The 19,255-nt window shown below is 65.7% G+C and carries 17 protein-coding genes; 4 read left to right on the plus strand and 13 right to left on the minus strand.

Features of this window, described 5'->3' with window-relative positions; translation table 11 throughout:
- Positions 1 to 85 precede the first annotated feature (85 nt).
- From AC07PT_RS02975 to pyk, 3 genes are all read right to left on the minus strand, one after another.
- Positions 86 to 994, minus strand: a complete 909-nt coding sequence (locus AC07PT_RS02975) for a phosphoribosylaminoimidazolesuccinocarboxamide synthase (RefSeq protein WP_494655726.1) — start codon at positions 992 to 994, stop codon at positions 86 to 88.
- Positions 995 to 1,462: 468 nt separating this feature from the next.
- The gene (fba, locus tag AC07PT_RS02980; RefSeq protein WP_492349928.1) at positions 1,463 to 2,527 is read right to left on the minus strand and encodes a class II fructose-bisphosphate aldolase; all 1,065 of its coding nucleotides are present in this window, start codon (positions 2,525 to 2,527) and stop codon (positions 1,463 to 1,465) included.
- Positions 2,528 to 2,701: 174 nt separating this feature from the next.
- Positions 2,702 to 4,138, minus strand: a complete 1,437-nt coding sequence (pyk, locus tag AC07PT_RS02985) for a pyruvate kinase (protein ID WP_492349927.1) — start codon at positions 4,136 to 4,138, stop codon at positions 2,702 to 2,704.
- Positions 4,139 to 4,537: 399 nt separating this feature from the next.
- On the opposite strand from pyk, the gene AC07PT_RS02990 reads away from it, so the two are divergent.
- Positions 4,538 to 5,644: a fatty acid desaturase gene (locus tag AC07PT_RS02990; protein WP_494655727.1), complete on the plus strand. Its 1,107-nt coding sequence runs from the start codon at positions 4,538 to 4,540 to the stop codon at positions 5,642 to 5,644.
- Between the two features lie 95 nt (positions 5,645 to 5,739).
- On the opposite strand, the gene AC07PT_RS02995 is transcribed toward AC07PT_RS02990, so the two are convergent.
- From AC07PT_RS02995 to def, 6 genes are all read right to left on the minus strand, one after another.
- Positions 5,740 to 6,936, minus strand: coding sequence for a phosphoglycerate kinase (locus tag AC07PT_RS02995; protein ID WP_492349925.1), 1,197 nt, complete (start codon positions 6,934 to 6,936; stop codon positions 5,740 to 5,742).
- Positions 6,937 to 7,030: 94 nt separating this feature from the next.
- Positions 7,031 to 7,366, minus strand: coding sequence for an AzlD domain-containing protein (locus AC07PT_RS03000; protein WP_494655728.1), 336 nt, complete (start codon positions 7,364 to 7,366; stop codon positions 7,031 to 7,033).
- Positions 7,367 to 7,403: 37 nt separating this feature from the next.
- A complete protein-coding gene (locus AC07PT_RS03005) occupies positions 7,404 to 8,141 on the minus strand; it encodes an AzlC family ABC transporter permease (RefSeq protein ID WP_492349923.1) in 738 nt (245 codons plus the stop codon).
- 15 nt (positions 8,142 to 8,156) lie between these two features.
- On the minus strand, positions 8,157 to 9,116 hold the full coding sequence (fmt, locus tag AC07PT_RS03010) for a methionyl-tRNA formyltransferase (RefSeq protein ID WP_492349922.1): 960 nt from the start codon (positions 9,114 to 9,116) through the stop codon (positions 8,157 to 8,159).
- Between the two features lie 27 nt (positions 9,117 to 9,143).
- On the minus strand, positions 9,144 to 9,662 hold the full coding sequence (locus AC07PT_RS03015) for a hypothetical protein (protein ID WP_494655729.1): 519 nt from the start codon (positions 9,660 to 9,662) through the stop codon (positions 9,144 to 9,146).
- Positions 9,659 to 10,168 (minus strand): peptide deformylase, encoded by a 510-nt coding sequence (gene def / locus AC07PT_RS03020; protein ID WP_492349920.1) that lies wholly within the window; start codon positions 10,166 to 10,168, stop codon positions 9,659 to 9,661. Before def ends, AC07PT_RS03015 begins: the two co-directional genes overlap by 4 nt.
- A gap of 169 nt (positions 10,169 to 10,337) precedes the next feature.
- Here def and AC07PT_RS03025 point away from each other — a divergent pair, with 169 nt between their 5' ends.
- From AC07PT_RS03025 to AC07PT_RS03035, 3 genes are all read left to right on the plus strand, one after another.
- Positions 10,338 to 11,627 carry a LysM peptidoglycan-binding domain-containing protein gene (locus AC07PT_RS03025; protein ID WP_492349919.1) on the plus strand — a complete coding sequence of 430 codons (1,290 nt, stop codon included), beginning with the start codon at positions 10,338 to 10,340 and terminating at the stop codon, positions 11,625 to 11,627.
- Between the two features lie 34 nt (positions 11,628 to 11,661).
- A complete protein-coding gene (dprA, locus tag AC07PT_RS03030; RefSeq protein WP_494655960.1) occupies positions 11,662 to 12,855 on the plus strand; it encodes a DNA-processing protein DprA in 1,194 nt (397 codons plus the stop codon).
- A 68-nt stretch (positions 12,856 to 12,923) separates the two neighbouring features.
- Complete coding sequence (locus tag AC07PT_RS03035) at positions 12,924 to 13,433, plus strand: Smg family protein (RefSeq protein WP_494655730.1); 510 nt, start codon at positions 12,924 to 12,926, stop codon at positions 13,431 to 13,433.
- 33 nt (positions 13,434 to 13,466) lie between these two features.
- Here the strand turns inward: AC07PT_RS03035 and AC07PT_RS03040 are convergent, their stop codons facing one another.
- From AC07PT_RS03040 to yajC, 4 genes are all read right to left on the minus strand, one after another.
- Positions 13,467 to 15,887 (minus strand): DUF1631 family protein, encoded by a 2,421-nt coding sequence (locus tag AC07PT_RS03040; RefSeq protein WP_494655731.1) that lies wholly within the window; start codon positions 15,885 to 15,887, stop codon positions 13,467 to 13,469.
- A gap of 32 nt (positions 15,888 to 15,919) precedes the next feature.
- A complete protein-coding gene (gene secF, locus AC07PT_RS03045; protein ID WP_494655732.1) occupies positions 15,920 to 16,873 on the minus strand; it encodes a protein translocase subunit SecF in 954 nt (317 codons plus the stop codon).
- A 62-nt stretch (positions 16,874 to 16,935) separates the two neighbouring features.
- On the minus strand, positions 16,936 to 18,822 hold the full coding sequence (gene secD / locus AC07PT_RS03050; RefSeq protein ID WP_494655733.1) for a protein translocase subunit SecD: 1,887 nt from the start codon (positions 18,820 to 18,822) through the stop codon (positions 16,936 to 16,938).
- 82 nt (positions 18,823 to 18,904) lie between these two features.
- Entirely contained in the window at positions 18,905 to 19,240 is a 336-nt protein-coding gene (gene yajC, locus AC07PT_RS03055; protein ID WP_492349914.1) for a preprotein translocase subunit YajC, read from the minus strand.
- Positions 19,241 to 19,255 lie beyond the last annotated feature (15 nt).

Raw genomic sequence — 19,255 nt, forward strand, 5'->3', positions numbered from 1 at the left:
TGTTCTGGCTGCCCGCGACGTGCGGGTGTTATCGGGTTACTACAAAGCACATCGGGGTCGCAGGTCCTGCCACCCCTGCGCTGGATCAGGCGGTGAGGCGGTCCAGGGCTTCGCGGTACTTGGCGGCCGTCTTCTCGATCACTTCACGCGGCAAACGAGGTGCAGGTGCGGTCTTGTTCCAAGGAGCGCCATTGACACGGACGGCTTCGAGCCAGTCGCGCACGAACTGCTTGTCGTAGCTGGGCGGGTTTTCGCCGGCCGCAAAAGCGGCGTCATAGCCTTCCACCGGCCAGTAGCGCGAGCTGTCGGGGGTGAGCACCTCGTCCATCAGCACCAGCGTGCCGTCGGTGTCCAGGCCGAATTCGAACTTGGTGTCGGCAATGATCATGCCCTTGGTCAGCGCGATCTCGGCTGCGGCCTTGTAGATGGCGATGCTGATGTCGCGGATGCGGGTAGCCAGGTCCAGGCCGATCATCTCGACCGTGCGCTCGAAGGTGATGTTCTCGTCGTGCTCGCCCATCTCGGCTTTGGCCGCAGGCGTGTAGATGGGCTCGGGCAGGCGCGAGGCGTTCTTCAGGCCTTCGGGCAGGGGCACGCCACAGACCGAGCGGCTTTCCTGGTACTCCTTCCAGCCGCTGCCAGCCAGGTAGCCGCGCACCACGGCCTCGACCGGAATGGGCTTGAGGCGCTTGACGAGCATCGAACGGCCCGCGACCTGGGCCACTTCGTCAGCGGCCACCACGCTCTCGGGGGCGTCGCCAGTCAGGTGGTTGGGGCACAGGTGGCCCAGCTTGTCGAACCAGAACAGCGCCATCTGGGTCAGCAGTTCGCCCTTGCCGGGGATGGGCTCGCCCATGATGACGTCAAAGGCAGAGAGCCGGTCGCTGGCCACCATCAGGATGCGGTCGGTGCCCACGGCATAGTTGTCGCGCACCTTGCCACGGGCCAGCAGGGAGAGGGAATGGAGGGCAGAGGTGTGCAAGGCGGTGGACATGGTTTTGACTTCAGAGAAAACGGCGGAAACCCAGAAATGAAAAAGCCCGCTGAACAGTCAACGGGCCCGCGCTATTCAGCGTGATTATCGCAAGAGTCGACCGGCCACGCCATGAGGCGGCCCGGCAGATGACGCCAGAGGCAAGGCCCGGCCATGAAAAAAGGCCCCGCAGGGGCCTTCGAGCCCCTGTCTTCTTTCAGCAGCCCTGCGACGAAGTGAACAGGCCGGCGCCGGGCCGCCCGAAGGCGGCCTGCGGCCCCCTGGGGCAAACACGAAGTGAGGGAGCGTGGGGGCAGTACAGCCCGCCGCCCGGCCGCCCGAAGGCGAGCTGGGCCCCCTTGGGGGGCAGCGACCACACGAAGTGAGGAAGCGTGGGGGCCTCAGTACAGCCCGCCGCCCGGCCGCCCGAAGGCGGGCTGGGCCCCCTTGGGGGGCAGCGACCACACGAAGTGAGGAAGCGTGGGGGCCTCAGTTCACCACCTGGGCCAACTCGCCGGCGGCGTAGCGTGCGGCCATGATCTGCAGGGTCGCGCCCTTGATCTTGGCACCCTGGCCTTCGCAACCGAATTCGAGGTAGCGCTGCTTGCACACCGCCTTGGCGGCTTCGCGGGCCGGCTTGAGCCACTCGCGGGCATCGAACTTGTCGGGGTTCTCGGCCAGGAACTTGCGCACCGCGCCGGTCATGGCCAGGCGGATGTCGGTGTCGATGTTGATCTTGCGCACGCCGAACTTGATGGCTTCCTGGATTTCGGCCACGGGCACGCCGTAGGTTTCCTTCATCTTGCCGCCGTACTGGTTGATCAGGGCCAGCAGTTCCTGGGGCACCGACGACGAACCATGCATCACCAGGTGGGTGTTGGGGATGCGGGCGTGGATTTCCTTGACGCGGCTGATGGCCAGCACATCGCCGGTGGGCGGACGGCTGAATTTGTAGGCGCCGTGGCTGGTGCCGATGGCAATGGCCAGGGCATCGAGCTGGGTTTCCTGGACGAAGCGGGCCGCCTCTTCGGGGTCGGTCAGCATCTGGCTGTGGTCGAGCTTGCCGACGGCACCGATGCCATCTTCTTCGCCCGCCTCGCCGGTTTCCAGCGAGCCCAGGCAGCCGAGTTCGCCTTCCACGGTGACGCCAACCTTGTGGGCCATGGCAACCACCTGACGGGTGACGTCCACGTTGTAGGCGAAGTCGGCCGGGGTCTTGCCGTCTTCACGCAGCGAACCGTCCATCATCACCGAGCCGAAGCCCAGGTCGACGGCGCCAGCACAGATCTTGGGGCTGGTGCCGTGGTCCTGGTGCATCACCAGCGGAATGTGGGGATAGGCTTCGGTGGCGGCCTGGATCAGGTGCTTGATGAAGGGCTCACCGGCGTACTTGCGGGCACCGGCGCTGGCCTGCAGGATGACCGGAGCGCCCACTTCGTCGGCCGCAGCCATCACGGCCTGAACCTGCTCCAGGTTGTTGACGTTGAAGGCTGGAATGCCGTAGCCGTTGGCGGCGGCGTGGTCCAGCAGTTCGCGCATGGAAACGAGAGACATGGTGTAGATCCCTGGGAGGTATTGATGAATCGGTGAACGCGGGCAAGCCCCGGCTTGGTAACCCCGCTGTAACTGCGGAGATTTTAGCCGTATGTCGCCACGCCACGCCATGCCCAGACGGGCTCCCAGGGCCGCTCCCTGGCGCCCTTCCGGGTGCCAGAGGAAGGGGCGCGCTCAGCTGACGCGGCAGATCTTCAGCATGTTGGTGCCGCCGGGTGCCCCCATGGGCTCGCCACAGGTGATGGCGTACACATCGCCGCTGCCCACGATGCCGCGCTTCTTGAGGTGGGCTTCGGCCTGAACCAAGGCGGTATCGCGGTCGCCACTGGTGTCCATGAGCAGGGGGCGCACATTGCGGAACAAGGCCATGCGGCGCTGCGTGGCCACCTTGGTGGTGAGGGCGTAGATGGGCACGTGGATGCGGTGACGGCTCATCCACAGGGCGGTCGAGCCACTGTCCGTCATGGCCACGATGGCCTTGGCGCCCAGGTGGTGAGCCGTGAACAGCGCGCCCATGGCGATCGATTGGTCGATGCGATTGAACGATTTGCCCATGAAGTCGGCTTCCAGTTCAACTTCCTCGGCGGCCTCGGCAGCGCTGCAGATCTTGGCCATCTCCTCGACCGTCTCAAGCGGAAATTTGCCGGCGGCGGTCTCGGCCGAAAGCATCACGGCATCGGTGCCGTCGAGCACGGCGTTGGCCACGTCACTGACCTCGGCGCGGGTGGGCACGGGGTTGGTGATCATGCTTTCCATCATCTGGGTGGCGGTGATCACGACCTTGTCGTTGTCGCGGGCCAGGCGGATCATGCGCTTTTGCAGCGCCGGCACCACCGCGTTGCCCACTTCGACAGCCAGGTCGCCGCGCGCCACCATGATGCCGTCGCTGGCGGCCAGGATTTCCTCCAGGCGCGGGATGGCCTCGGCCCGTTCGATCTTGGCGATCAGGCCCGGCTTGTGGCGGTATTCGGCCGCGGCCACGTTGCACAGCTGGCGAGCCATTTCCATGTCGGTGGCGTTCTTGGGAAAGCTCACCGCCACGTAGTCGGCCTGGAAGCTCATCGCGGTGCGGATGTCTTCCATGTCTTTGGCGGTCAGCGCCGGGGCGGTCAGGCCGCCCCCCTGTTTGTTGATGCCCTTGTTGTTGGACAGCTCACCACCGAGCTTGACCACGGTGTGCACCTGCTCGCCGCGCACGGCGGTGACGGTCAGCACGATCAGGCCGTCGTTGAGCAGCAGCACGTCGCCCGCCTTGACGTCGCGCGGCAGCTCCTTGTAGTCCAGCCCAACGCCCTGCAGGTCACCCGGCTCAGCGCGTGAGGCATCCAGCACGAACGGCATGCCCGGCTCAAGCATCACCTTGCCTTCGGCGAACTTGCCGACGCGGATCTTCGGCCCCTGCAGGTCAGCCATGATGGCCACTTCGCGCCCGGCGCGCTGGGCAGCAGCACGCACCAGGGTGGCGCGGTCGATGTGGTCCTGGGCCTTGCCATGGCTGAAATTCAGCCGCACGACATTGACGCCCGCACGGATCATTTTTTCCAGCAGATCGGGATCGCTGGAGGCGGGGCCAAGGGTGGCGACGATTTTGGTGGCGCGGCGGGTGCTCATGCAGTGTCTCCTGTAACTTAGTTTCTATTTTCACACGGATCGAGTTACCAACGCGGTACATGCCATCCGCAATGCCCGCCTAGCGGACACGGACATTCGATCCGGCTTGCATTGTGCGCGGCCCCGGGCTTGGTCTGCGTCAGAACCACGCCCGCCGGGTGCGCGCCAGGGTGCTGCGCGAGCCGTGCGCGCCCGCGGTGTGGCGCACCAGCGCTGCCGGCTGCGCGGATGATTGAAAATCCTGGTTTTGAAGCATTTAGACCGACGGCGATCCCAGGCAGACCAAGGGGGCTTTGCCACAGGGCAAATGCATCAGCTTTGAGGCGCGTCAACGGCCTGTCTTGACAAAGCCCTACCATCCGCACCTGCCGCTAAATTCGCAGAATCCTTTAGGCGACCATGAACGTCACTCAGAACTCCCCTCAACCGCTGCCCGCACCGCTGGCTCCGGACCTCCCCCTGCCCCACCGCAAGATCATCCGCTCGTGGCTGATTCCCCTGTCCGAGCGCACCACGCTGTGGGCCATTGTGTTGCTGGCTTTCGATTACGCCGTGCTGGGCGCCTTCCTCAGTGGCGTGGTGCTACTGGGTTCGGTCTGGCTCAAGCTGCTGTGCGGCCTGGCCGCCGGCTTCATGCTGGGCCGCCTGTTCATCATTGGCCACGACGCCTGTCACCAGAGCCTGACACCGCACCGCCGCCTGAACAAATGGCTGGGCCGCATCGCCTTTTTGCCCTCGATCACGCCCTACAGCCTGTGGGACGTGGGCCACAACGTGGTGCACCATGGCTTCACCAACCTGAAGGGTGTGGATTTCGTCTGGGAACCCAAGACCCAGGCCGAGTTCGAGGCCATGACCCCGGGTCGCCGCTTCATGGAACGCCTGTACCGCAGCGGCTGGGCCCCCGGCCTGTACTACATGATCGAAATCTGGTGGAAGAAGATGTTCTTTCCAGCCAAGTCGAGCATGGGCACCCGTCGCCCGCTGTTCTTGTGGGATTGCGTGGGCGTGTCGGCCTACGGTGTGGTCTGGATCGGCGCCCTGGTGGCCTCGGCCCTGGGCACCGGCCAGTCCATCGCCACCCTGCTGCTGCTGGGCTTTGTGGTGCCGATGATGTTCTGGTTCGCCATGATCGGTTTCGTGGTGTACGTGCACCACACCCATGTGAAGGTGTCCTGGCATGACAACAAGGCTGCCTGGACCCGTGCCCAGCCTTTTGTGTCGACCACCGTGCACCTGACCTTCCCGCTGCAGATCGGCGCCGTGCTGCACCACATCATGGAGCACACCGCCCACCACGTGGACATGAGCATTCCGCTGTACCGCCTGAAGGACGCCCAGAAGATGCTGGAAGACCTGCTGCCAGGCCGCATCATCATCCAGCCTTTCTCGTGGAGCTGGTACTTCAAGACCGCCCGCGCCTGCAAGCTGTATGACTTCACGCGCCGCTGCTGGACCGACTTCAAGGGTCAGGCCACCAGCGTGCCGCAACCGATGCCGGCCTGATCACCGCCGACCCGCCCAACAAAAAGCCCCGTCATTGACGGGGCTTTTTTGCATCCGGCCCAGGCCCCTGAGGGGCACAGAATCGGGCCGGGGAATCACTGCTCGCTGGCGCGGCGCGACAGGATCTCGAAGGCCGGCAGGGTCTTGCCTTCCAGCACTTCGAGGAAAGCGCCACCGCCGGTGGAGATGTAGCCCACCTGCTTTTCGATGCCGTACTTGGCAATCGCCGCCAGGGTGTCGCCACCGCCGGCGATGCTGAAAGCACTCGATTCAGCGATGGCCTGGGCGATCACCTTGGTGCCGTTCTCGAAGGCAGGGAACTCGAACACACCCACCGGACCATTCCAGACGATGGTGCCGGCCGCCTTGAGCTGGGTGGCCAGGCGGGCCGCGGTCTCGGGGCCGATGTCCAGGATCAGGTCGTCGTCCTCCACCTCGGTGGCCTTCTTGACGGTGGCCGGGGCGTCGATGGCGAAGGTCTTGGCCACCACCACGTCGGTGGGGATCGGTACCTCGGCGCCGCGCGCCTTCATGGCTGCAATCACGGCCGTGGCTTCGCCCAGCAGGTCTGGCTCGGCCAGACTCTTGCCGATCTTCAGGCCGGCCGCCAGCATGAAGGTGTTGGCAATGCCACCGCCCACGATCAACTGATCAACGTTCTTGGCCAGACTTTGCAGAATGGTCAGCTTGGTGCTGACCTTGCTGCCAGCCACGATGGCGGCCAGCGGGCGCTTGGGATTGGCCAGGGCCTTGGAGATGGCGTCGATCTCGGCCGCCAGCAGCGGACCGGCACAGGCCACGGGGGCAAACTGGGCGATGCCGTAGGTGGTGCCCTCGGCACGGTGTGCGGTGCCAAAGGCGTCGTGCACAAAGATGTCGCATAGGGCAGCCAGTTTGCGGGCCAGCTCTTCCTTGTTCTTTTTCTCGCCCACGTTCAGGCGGCAGTTTTCAAGCAGGACCACCTGGCCAGGGGCCACGCTCACGCCGTCGACCCAGTTGGAGACCAAAGGCACCTCGCGCCCCAGCAGCTCGCCCAGGCGCTTGGCCACGGGGGCCAGCGAGTCCTCGGGCTTGAACTCACCCTCGGTCGGGCGGCCCAGGTGCGAGGTGACCATCACGGCAGCACCGGCCTGCAGCGCCATCTGGATGCAGGGAACGCTGGCACGGATGCGGGTGTCTTCGGTGATGTGGCCTGCGTCGTCCTGGGGCACGTTCAGGTCGGCTCGGATGAAGACGCGCTTGTCGCGGGCTTGGCCGCTGGCGCACAGGTCGGAAAATCGGATGACGTTCATGGCTTGGCTTTGGTTCTGGACAAAACCCATCCATTCTAGAAGCATGGGCTTCGTCAAACTGACACAACCCAGGCCCAGGGCCGGCCCCGACGCCTCACCAGCCCAGGCCGATGTGCAGCGGCAGGTACACCGCCATGCCCAGCACAATGGTCAGCAGCACGTCCTTCTTCCAGTAATAGGCCGCAGCACCGGCCAGGGCAGCATACAGTCGGGCGTCCTGCAACGAAGGGGTGAGATGGCCCTGCACCATCACCACCTCGGGCACCACCACCGCCGCCAGGGCCGCGATGGGTGCGTACTGCAAACCTCGCTGGGCCCAGTGGGGCAGGCTCCAGGGCTTGCTCGACATGAAAAAGAAGCTGCGTGCGATCACGGTCACGCAGGCCAGGCCGATGATGACGGCAACGGTCCAGAGGTCGGTAGTCCCCATCAGGTGCTTTCCATCAGGTGTTTTCAGGCGATGCGATTCAGTGCGGGGCGCCTGCCGCGCGCCGAGGTTCAAAGCGCTCCAGGCTCAGACACAGCAGCACGGCCACCGCAATGGCGGCCACGATGTTGAGCTTGAGTGGCAAGGCATAGGCCAGCACGGCGGCCACACCGGCCACCGCCACCGCCACCGCGCGCAGCCGCGTGCTGGCCAGCGAACACAGGATGCCGATCAGGCACAGGATGCCGGCGAAACCCAGCCCCCATTGCGTGGGGATGAAATTGGCGGCCACCACACCCACCAGGCTGGCCGAGATCCAGCTACCCCAGTTGACCACGCAGTTGCCCGCCAGATAAGCGGTTTGGGCCAGGCGCTCTTCGGCGTTTACCCCGGGCTTGGGGTAATGCCGTGTGAACAGCACATAGGTCAGGTCGGCCGTGAGGTAGCCATGCATCAGGCGCTCCCACAGCGGCAGATGCATCAGGTAGGGGCGCAAATGCAGGCTGAACACCACAAAACGCAGGTTGACGCAAAAGCCCGTGGCCAGGATCACCCAGGCCGGGGCCCCGGCCACCAGCAAGGGAATGGCCGCCAGTTGCGAGCTGCCGGCAAACACCAGCAAGGTCATGAGCACGGACTCGAACACGCTCATGCCCGACTTGACCATGGCCACGCCCGTCATCAGTCCCCAGGCGGCAATGCCCGGGGCCTGGGGCCACATCTGGCTCATGCCGGCGGCGAAGGCTGAGTGGCGGTAATGGGCAGGGCGCAGAAACATCGCGTGCGTCCGGCCTCAGGCCACGGTGCCGAGCACGGCATCCACCTGCAAGGGAAAGCCGCGCAGAAAATCAGCCACCGGCAGGCGCTTGCCGCCAGCACGCTGCAACACACTCAGGCGCAGCCGGCCTTGCCCGCACTGCACCAGCACGCCGCCCTCGTCCACCGCCAGGATGCGTCCTGGGGTGTCGCCCGCACCGGGCTCAGGGGTGGCCGCCCAGACCTTGATCGTCTCGGCCCCCAACACCGTCTGGGCACCCGGAAAAGGATCGAAGGCGCGCACCCGGCGGCCAATGACTTCGGCCGACAACGCCCAATCCATCGCAGCCTCGGCCTTTTCGATCTTGTGCGCGTAGTTCACGCCTTCGGCCGGTTGTGGCACAGGGCGCAGGCCACCACAGGCGGCCAGTTCCAGGGCTTCGACGATCATCCGCCCGCCCAGAGTGGCCAGGCGATCGTGCAAGGTGGCGGTGGTCTCGGTGCCTGAAATGGGCAAGCGCTCCACCAGCAACATGTCGCCCGTGTCCAGCCCGGCATCCATCTGCATGATGGTGACGCCGGTTTCAGAGTCCCCCGCCTCGATGGCACGGTGGATGGGCGCCGCACCGCGCCAGCGCGGCAGCAGCGAGGCGTGGATGTTCAGGCAGCCCAGGCGGGGCGTGTCCAGCACCCACTGCGGCAGGATCAACCCGTAGGCAGCCACCACCATCACGTCGGCCTGTGCCGCCAGGATGGCCTCGCGCGCCGCGGCGGCCTCATCGGGGTACTTGCCATCGAGCCGCAGGCTGCGCGGTTGTGCCACGGCCACACCTTGCGCCACGGCCCATTGCTTGACCGGGGAAGGCTGCAGCTTGAGGCCGCGGCCGGCAGGCCGGTCGGGCTGGGTGAGCACCAGCGGGACCTCAAAACCGGCCGCATGCAGCCGTTCCAGCGCCACGCGGGCAAACTCCGGCGTACCGGCAAAAATCACTCTCATGCGTTCAGCCCCGCCAGACGGCAGGTGTCATCCATGGTGGTGCCCATTGGGCGGATTGCGAACCTGCTGGTAGATCACGCGGCGCAGCACGCCTTGGGGGTCCAGGTGCAGGTAGGCATAGAAAGGTTCGTTGAGATCGAGAAATTGATAGACCCAGACCGAGCCCTCGAAGCGGGCCACCTGATCGATGCGCAGCGGCTGGCCATACAGCAGACGAATGTCCTCGGCCCGGGTCTGGTCGATCACCATGTCAGCGTCGATGCGGCTTTTCAGCAGGGGCTGATCCACACGCCGCAGCCGGCCCTCGGCATCCAGGTCCAGGTTGTAGACCGTCACCCCGGCCGGTAGGAACGAATACTGCAGCCGCTCGCCCTGAGGCAGGGCGTAGCGGGCGGTGGGCTCACCCAACCGGGCCAGCACCTCGGCCCGGGTCGAGCCCAAAGGCTGCGACATCGGAAAGCGCGGCCCCACCCAACCCGCACAGCCTGCCAGGCCCAGCGCCAGCAGGCACGAAGCCAGCCCGTGCCGAGCCCGGAGCCCACTCATTCGCGGGCCTCGCGTTGCAGCTTGAGCATCTTGGTCTTGATGCGATTGCGCTTGAGCGGAGACAGGTACTCGACAAACACCTTGCCCAGCAAGTGGTCCATCTCGTGCTGGATGCAGACGGCCAGCAGGCCCTCGGCACTGATTTCGCGCGACTGGCCCTGAGCGTCCAGCGCCTTCACCCGCACTGCGGCAGCGCGTTCAACGCCGTCATAGATGCCCGGCACCGACAGGCAACCTTCGTCACCCACGTGGTGCTCTTCGCTGGCCCAGGTGATTTCGGGGTTGATCAGCACCAGCGGCTGATCCCGGTCCTCGGAGACATCGATCACGATCAGACGCTCGTGGAAATCCACCTGGGTGGCCGCCAGGCCGATGCCCTTGGCGTCGTACATGGTCTCGAACATATCGGCCACACGTTGTTGCAGGCGCTCGTCAAACGAGGTGACGGGCTTGGCCACCTTGTGCAGGCGGGGATCGGGGTAACAGAGAATGGGTAGAAGAGCCATGGCGTTTCGCAGCAGTTGTCGCTATTTTCGCCACTTTTGGCTTGCCCCTCCCGGGCTGGGTTCATTTTTCATTGCCCAATCAAGGGCTTGGGCGCAAAATCTGACCCGTTTTGTGACGTTCCGCCGGGTTGAAGCCGACCTTTGACGGCGGACCCCGGGAGCTGCAGGAATGCCAAAAGACCACCACCATCAGCCCGTGCGCAGCGATCGACGGCTGATCACGTTTTCCGCCCTCTCGATGCTGGGCCTTGCCGCTGTGCCCGCCTGGGCACAGCGCTACCCCGTCACCAGCGAACAGAAAGCCAGTGCCCAGCAGGCCGCCCAGAATGGTGTGCCTGAAGGCGAACTGTCCGCCAGCGCCCCCAACACCTACACGGTCAAAGGCGGCGACACCCTGTGGGGCATTTCAGGCGTGTTCCTGAAAAAGCCCTGGCGCTGGCCGGCGCTGTGGGGCATGAACTTCGAACAGGTCAGCAACCCCCACCTGATCTACCCTGGGCAGACGCTCTACCTGATCCGCCAGAACGGGATGGCCCGCCTGAGCCTCAGCCCGGCCGACGGCTCGGCCGACATCCCCACCGTGCGGGTGTCGCCGCGCTCGCGCTACGAGTCGCTGGCAGACAACGCCCTGCCCACCCTGCGCAGCCACCTGATCGAGCCCTTCCTCGCAGAGCCCGTGGTGGTCGACGAAAACACCTTGCTGCAAGCGCCCCACATCGTGGCCGCACAGGACGACCGCGTGCTGATGAGCCGCGGCGACCGGGCCTACGCGCGCGGCGAAGCCAGCACCCCGCTGCTGATGGGCCCGGGCCTGCCGCGCGACTTCCGGGTGTTCCGCAGCGCGACCCCGATCAAGGACCCGAACGACGGCAAGATCCTTGGGTATGAGGCCCAGTACCTCGGGCGTGCCCGCTTGATTCGCGCCGAAGGCGCACAGGACGAGCCCGACGACACCCCGGTGGTGCGCCCCTTCCCGGCCAGCAACGTCAGCGAAGGCGGCTACCCGGCCACCAAGAAGCCACCGCCGCCCACCGAGATCATCCCGGCCTCGATCGACATCACCTCGATCAAGGAAGAGATCCGCGCTGGCGACCGCCTGTTGCCCGAGCCCCCCCGCCAGTTGATGAACTACGTGCCCCGGGCCCCTCAGGTACCCACCGAGCGCGGCCGCGTGGCCTCGATCTACGGCAGCGCGGTGGCCAACGCGGCACAAAACCAGATCGTGGCGATCAACCTGGGCACACGCGACGGCATCGAACCCGGGCATGTGCTGGCCATCCTCAGCGAAGGGGCCCGTCTTCTGGACACCAGTGACGGCTCGCGCGCCCGCATGAAATTGCCCGACGAACGCAACGGCCTCCTGATGGTGTTCCGCTGCTTCGACCGCATCTCGTACGCGCTGATCCTGGAGATCAAGCAGGCCGTGCGTGTGGGCGACCGCCTGGTCAACCCCCTCTGATCGCGGCGCTCCACCCCCGGGGCCCGGCATGGCGTTGCAACGAGAAGAACTCCAGGCCTGGCTGCGCCTGACACTGAGTCCGGGCGTGGGCAACCAGAGTGCCCGGCGCCTGCTCGCGGCCCTGGGCTCGGCCGAGGCGGTGTTCGAAGCCCCCAGGGACCAACTCGGTACCCTGGCCACGCCCGCGCAGACCCAGGCCCTGTGCCAGCCTCCCGCGGGCCTGCAGACCCTGCTGGAGCGCACCTGGGACTGGCTGCAGAACCCGACCGAAGGCCTGTGTCACCAGGTGCTGACACTGGGCGACCCGGCCTATCCCGCCGATCTGCTGCAACTGGCCGATCCGCCCTTGATGCTGTATGCCCTGAGTGGCCGCCCCTTGCCCCCCAGCGACGCACCGCTGCAGGCCATGGCCGTGGTTGGCAGCCGCAACCCCAGCGCCCAAGGCCTGGAGAATGCACACGCCTTCGCCCACAGCCTGGTCGGCCATGGCTTCTGCGTGGTGTCCGGATTGGCCCTGGGCATTGACGGCGCTGCGCACGAAGGGGCCCTGAGCGCCGCGGCAGGCAGGCCCGACACCGCCCACGGGCCCACGTGGGCGGTGGTGGGCACCGGCCTGGACCGGGTGTACCCGCGCCAACACCGCGCGCTGGCCCACCGCGTGGCACTGCAAGGGGTGATGCTGAGCGAATACCCGCTGGGCACCCCGCCCCTGGCCGCCAACTTTCCCAAGCGCAACCGACTGATCGCGGCCCTGGCGCGCGGCACCCTGGTGGTGGAGGCGGCCCTGGCCTCGGGCTCGCTGGTCACGGCCCGCCTGGCGGCCGAGCAGGGCAAAGAGGTGTTCGCCATCCCGGGCTCGATCCATGCCCCGCAATCCAGGGGCTGCCACGCGCTGATCCGCCAGGGCGCCAAGCTGGTGGAAACCGTGCAGGACATCCTGGAGGAGCTGCCGTCGTCCCATTCACCCGATTCACCCCGTTCACCCGGTGTGCCCCAGCCCGAGCTGCCCGGCCTGGCAAGCCGCCATGAGGCGGCGGCCGAGGGCGCCCCCGTCACGGGCGACGAGGTGCTGGACGCGCTGGGTCAGGACCCCTGCACACTGGACACCCTGCAGGCCCGCTGCGGCTGGTCCACCCCGACGCTGCAGGCACGCTTGCTGACACTTGAGCTCAACGGCCAGATCAGCCGCCTGCCGGGTGGGCGCTTTCAGCGCATCGGCATGGCTTGAGTCCCGACCACGGCGCAGGCAAAGCGGGGCCAAAAGGGGGGCCCGGCGAACTCGGCTATATTGCCCGGATGATGGATGTTCTGGTCTTTGTGTACGAAAACTATGGTCGCAGCGACGCCTGCCCCGAACTGACTCAGCTGGGCCACAAGCTGACAGCGGTCGGGTTCGAGTCGGAGGAGATCGAGCAAGCGCTCGACTGGCTGGAGGATCTGCAGCAGACCGCCGCAGGCATGCGCGCCGTGCTGCCCCGCCCTGGCGGCAGTGGCACGAGCCCACTCAACCGTCCCCGTGTACAGGCGGCCCGTCAGGACAGCCTTCGAGCCTACCTGCCCCGCGAGATCGAGCACCTGGGCTCGGAGGGCTTGGGCTTTCTGCTGTTCCTGCAGGCCGCCAAGGCCCTGCCGACCGAACTGCATGAGGTGGTGATGGACCGGGCCACCGCCGCGCACGACCGTCCGCTGACGCTGGAAGAGCTGAAAATCATCATCCGCATGGTGTTCTGGCAGTTCGACCACGAGCCCAGTGCCTTGGTGCTGGACGAGCTGTGCCACGACCGCAGCACGCAGACGCTGCACTGATCCCAGGCCAACGCCGCCAAGGCCGGCCGGACCTCAGTTGAGCAGGCGTTCGGGGTTGGCGTCGAGCTTGGCCAGGGCGTCTCGGGTGGCCCGCAGGGTGAGGGTCTCTTCCTCCTGGGGCACCATCAACCCCGCCTGCAGATAGGCCGCCAGGCGGCGCAGCTGAATCAGGTAACTGCTGCCATCCATGGCCGCGAACAGGTGCAACTGGCGCCGGTCGCTGCGCCAGGCGTACTGCACCTGCTTGACCGAGCCGTTGTGGTCGAGTGAAAACCAGAGCCCGGTCTGCAATTCGAGCGCCCAGGCCAGCATGTCCTCGCTGGGCTGGGTGCCTCCGCCGGCCACCACGGTGAGCGCAGCACCATCCACCCCCAGCATCACCTCCAGGCTTTCTGCATCCAGTGGCAGTTCGTCCAGGCCCTCTTCGGTGACGTAGTCCTCAAGGTGGGTGAGGCGCTTGGCCATCGCGTCGATGGTGGCCTGCGGGATGGCTTCGGTCTTGGACAAAAAGGCATCCGCCAGCGTCTCGCTGAGGATCTTGATGTGGGCCTCTTGCGGGGCCCCGGTCACGCCCAGCATGGCCAGGCCCTTGCGCAAGTGCTGCAGCAGCATGGGCAGGTCATGGATCACACGGGCACGGTCAGAGCGATTGGGCTTGGCACTGGCGGCCCACACCAGATCGGCCGCGGCCTTCTTGAGCGCCACCGTGCTCTCGTGCTGCGGCCCGCTGCGAACGGCCGACAGGGCCAGCACCTCGGACCACACCTTGAACAGGAAATCCCGGATCTCGTCGCGCACCGGCATGTCCTTGAGCATGTTGCGCATCTCGATCGTGTACTGGATGGCCAGCGCCTCTTTCTGCTCCACCTGCTGGGCGACGGTCACCAGGCGCGCCGTCTTGCCTTTCTCGGTCAGGAAGCGGTTGAGGAACTTCTGGAACTCATCGTGCACCAGCTGGAACACACGACGCCCGGTTTCGGGGTACTGCTCGATCACCTGCACCACGCGACGGATCTCGGCCTCCAGGGCAGAGTCAGCGATGGTGTTGTCATCAAACCCCAGCACGCACGAGCCCATGCGGTCGATCAGCAGGCGGGCCGGGTGGCTGAGGTTGTCAAAGAACTCGGGCTCGGCCAAGGCCACCCGCAGCACGGGCACCTGCAGCCTGGCAAACCAGACCCGGATCGCCGGCGGCAGACGTTCCTCAGACAGAATGCTCTGGAACATCAAGGCCACGATTTCGATGGTGGCCTTTTCAGCGGGGTTGGCCGTCTTCTTCTTGAGCTCGGCCGATTTGTCGCGCAAGGCGCCGGCCGCGGCTGCCACCCCGGCTGGGGTGCCCTCCATCATGAACAGGTTCTGCACCGAAGCCATGCGCTGGCCCACGCCCCCCATGCTGGCCCCCGTGGTCAACATGGGCATGAGGGCTTGAGCCAAAGCCTCACTGGCCGGTGCGCCACCACGGGCCACCATCAGCCCCTGCGCCAAACCCGCACCACCCACGGCCCCCACAGCGCCCGAGATCGAGCCCTGGGACGACAGGGCGGCGGCCACGGCGGGCACATCGCCCACCGAGCGCACCAGCAAGCGCTGCAGCTGGCCGATCAGGCCATGGGCCCGGGCCCGAGCGCGCATCAGCGGCGAACTGCCCGACAGGATCTGGGTCTCATCACCCCCGGTGCGGGCGGTGTGCAGGCGCCCAGGGCCATCACCGGACACGCCCGGACGCCCGCTGAGCTCTGCCGCGGACGACAGTGGCGCCGTGCCCGAGACGCCAGTCTCCATGACACCGGGCGAGGCCGGTGCCCGTTTGACCCTGCTGCGCAGGTCATCCGAAGCCACCACACCACGCTGTTGCAACCACTGGTTGGCCTGGCGGTAGGCCTCCTGGATCTGGGGCGCCAGAATTTCTTTGATGCGCTCGGACAACAGCAGCAACACGTCGCGGTTCAGGCCACTGGCCACCCATTGCTCGATCAGGTGCTGGCACAGGGTTTCCTGCCGCAGCACGTCATCGGCGCCCAGATCCCCCCCGCGAGGCAACTCCTGCAGCTTGCCGCGCAACTCCTGAAAGCCCGCGCCCACACGCTCGGACAAGGCCTGGGCCATGCGCGAGGCGGTGATCTGGTTGTCGAGCACATCGTCGCCCACCAGTTGCAGGTTCATCACGTCGAGCTGTGCGGTGCGCGGCGCTGAGGGCCCGGGCGGATGCAAGGCCTTCAGCCAGGCTGACTGCAAGCCTTCGACAAAAGCCTTGCGGTGCTGTTGCCAGCTCAGCCAGGCATCGCGGTGCAACTGCATGTCACGCGCCGTGCCTGTCTGGCTGGCCAGCGCCAGCAGCTGGGTTTCACAGGCCTCTGCCAATGCAGGCAGGCCCTGGACCAACACATCCACAAAGCGGCGGCGCACCTGGGCGCCCAGCTCTGGGGGTGGAGGAGAAGGGCTGAAGACCATCGCGGGGCGGTGAGAAACTCAGAGCCAGGAACTCAGACCGTGGCACCCGCGTTTGGATCGTCAGGGTCACCTTCCTTGCGCACCGGACCTTTGATCAGATCCTCGCGCTTGATGCCCAGCCACATGGCAATCGCCGCGGCCACGAACACCGAGGAGTAGATGCCGAACAAAATGCCAATGGTCAGCGCCATTGCAAAGTAATGCAGCGTCTGGCCGCCGAACAGCAGCATCGACAGCACCATGATCTGGGTCGATCCGTGGGTGATGATGGTGCGGCTGATGGTGGAAGTGATCGCGTTGTCGATGATCTGCACCGTGTTCATCTTGCGAAAGCGCCGGAAGTTCTCACGGATCCGGTCGAAGATCACCACTGACTCGTTCACGGAATACCCCAACACGGCCAAGATCGCGGCCAGCACCGCGAGCGAGAACTCCCACTGGAAGAAGGCAAAGAAGCCCAGGATGATCACCACGTCGTGCAGGTTGGCAATGATGGCCGCCACCGCGAACTTCCACTCGAAGCGGAAGGCCAGGTAGACCATGATGCCCAGCACCACCATGCCCAGGGCCTTGAGCCCATCGTGCGCCAGCTCTTCGCCCACCTGCGGACCGACGAACTCGGTGCGGCGCAGGCTGGCTTCGCCGTCCAGCGCCTTCAGGGCCACCATGACCTTGTCACTTTGCTGCGCCGAACTCACGCCCTTCTGGGCCGGCAGACGGATCATCACATCCTTGGAGCTGCCGAAGTTCTGCACCAGCACATCGTCAAAGCCCAGGCCGGTGACGGTGCTGCGCACCTTCTCGAGTTCGGGCGCCTGCACATAGGCCACGTGCATCACGGTGCCGCCGGTGAACTCCACCGACAGGTGCAAGCCCCGGGTCAGCAGGAAGAACACCGCCGCGGCGAAGGTGAGAAAGGAAATCACATTGAACACCAGCGCGTTCTTCATGAACGGGATGTCTTTGCGGATCTTGAAAAATTCCATCGCTTTGTCCTTGCTGGGCCAGTCCCCGACAGCGGGGCTGGCCGATCATCAGTCTTGCGGGCTCAATCGGCCTTGGCCACGGCCGTGCCGTCGCCATCAGGGCGCCACACCGTGCCAATGGCCACGGACTTGAGCTTCTTCTTGCGGCCATACCAGAGGTTGACCAGGCCACGTGAGAAGAACACGGCCGAGAACATCGAGGTCAGGATGCCGATGCAATGCACCACGGCAAAGCCCCGCACCGGGCCCGAGCCAAAAGCCAGCAAGGCCAGGCCCACGATCAGCGTGGAGATGTTGGAGTCCAGGATGGTGGCCCAGGCACGGTCGTAACCAGCATGGATGGCCGCCTGCGGCGAGGCGCCGCTGCGCAGCTCCTCACGCACACGCTCGTTGATGAGCACGTTGGAGTCGATCGCCATGCCCAGCGCCAAGGCCATGGCCGCAATGCCTGGCAGGGTCAGGGTGGCCTGCATCATCGACAGCACCGCCACCAGCAGCAGCAGGTTCAGACCCAGGGCCAGGCAGGAGAAGACGCCGAACACCATGTAATACACACACATGAATGCCACGATGACCAGGAAACCCCAGGTCACACTGTGGAAGCCCTTGGCGATGTTCTCAGCCCCCAGCGTGGGGCCGATGGTCAGTTCTTCAATGATTTCCATCGGCGCCGCCAGCGAGCCGGCGCGCAGCAGCAGCGAGGTGTCAGTGGCCTCCATGGCGGTCATGCGGCCCGAGATCTGCACCCGGCCACCGCCGATTTCGGAGCGGATCACCGGTGCGGTCACGATTTCACCCTTGCCCTTCTCGAACAGGATGATGGCCATGCGCTTGCCCACGTTCTCACGGGTGACATCCTTGAAGATGCGCGAGCCCTTGGCGTCCAGCGTCAGGTTGACGGTGGGCTCCTGGGTCTGGCTTTCGAAGCCGGGTTGAGCGTCGGTGAGGTTCTCACCGGTCAGGATCACCTGCTTCTTGACCACCAGGGCCTGGCCGTTGCGGTCGGGGTAGCGCTCGCTGCCAAACGGCACCGGGCCGCGGCCGATGGCGGCAGCACCGGCATCCGAGCTTTCGTCGACCATGCGCACTTCCAGGGTGGCGGTGCGGCCCAGAATATCCTTGGCCTTGGCCGTGTCCTGCACGCCGGGCAACTGCACCACGATGCGGTCCTGGCCCTGTTGCTGAATCACCGGCTCGGACACACCCAGTTCATTGATCCGGTTGTGCAAAGTGGTGATGTTCTGCTTGAGCGCCATCTCCTGCACCTTGCGGGCCGCCTCGGGCTTGAGGGTGGCGGTCAGCTTGAAATCGCTGCCATCGGGCGACTCGACCATCTGCAGCTCGGGCAGTTGATCGGCGATCACAGCGCGGGCAGCCTGCAAGGTCTGGGTGTCACGGGCACGCACCTCGACGGCCTGGCCGTTGCGCGAAATGCCGCCGTGACGCACATTCTTTTCGCGCAACAGCGTGCGGATGTCACCCGACAGGGATTCGGCCTTCTTGGTCAGCGCCGCCTCCATGTCGACCTGGAGCATGAAGTGGACGCCGCCGCGCAGGTCCAGGCCCAGGTACATCGGGGCCGCACGCACGGCACGCAGCCATTCGGGGGTGCTCGACAACAGGTTCAGCGCCACCACATAAGAGGGGTCGCTGGCATCGGGCACCAGGGCGTGCTGCAGTGCATCCTTGGCCTTGAGCTGGTCGTCGGTGGTGTTGAAGCGGGCCTTGACGGAATTGCCGTCGAAGCTGGTGGCCTCGGCCTTCAGGCCGGCCGTGCCAAGCACCTCATCCACCCGCTTGAGCATCGAAGCATCCAGCTTGAGGGTGGCCTTGCCCGAAGACACCTGCACCGCGGGCGACTCGCCAAAGAAATTGGGCAGGGTGTAGAGCACCCCAAAGAGCGACACGATCAAGATGATCGCGTACTTCCAGACCGGATAACGGTTCATGATCGCGCAGGTACCTGACTAATGAAAAGACGCAGTGGCCACCCACCGGGGGTTGGCCACCGCTGGAATCGCACGGTGTGGCTTACTTCACCGAGCCCTTGGGCAAGACCTGCACCACGGCGCTGCGCTGGATCTGCACTTCGACGCCAGCAGCCACTTCCAGGCTCAGATGGGTTTCACCCATCTTGGTGACCTTGCCCAGCAGGCCACCCGAGGTCACCACCTCATCGCCCTTGGCCAGCGCTTCGATCATGGTGCGGTGTTCCTTCTGGCGCTTCATCTGGGGGCGGATCATCACGAAGTACAGCACCACGAACATCAGCACCAGCGGCAGCATGCTGGTCAGCGACGACATGATGTCGCCACCGCCGGCGGCAGCAGCGGGGGCAGTCTGGGCAAAAGCAGAAGAAATGAACACTGAGAACTCCACAGG

This window comes from Curvibacter sp. GW821-FHT09D12, assembly GCF_059416245.1.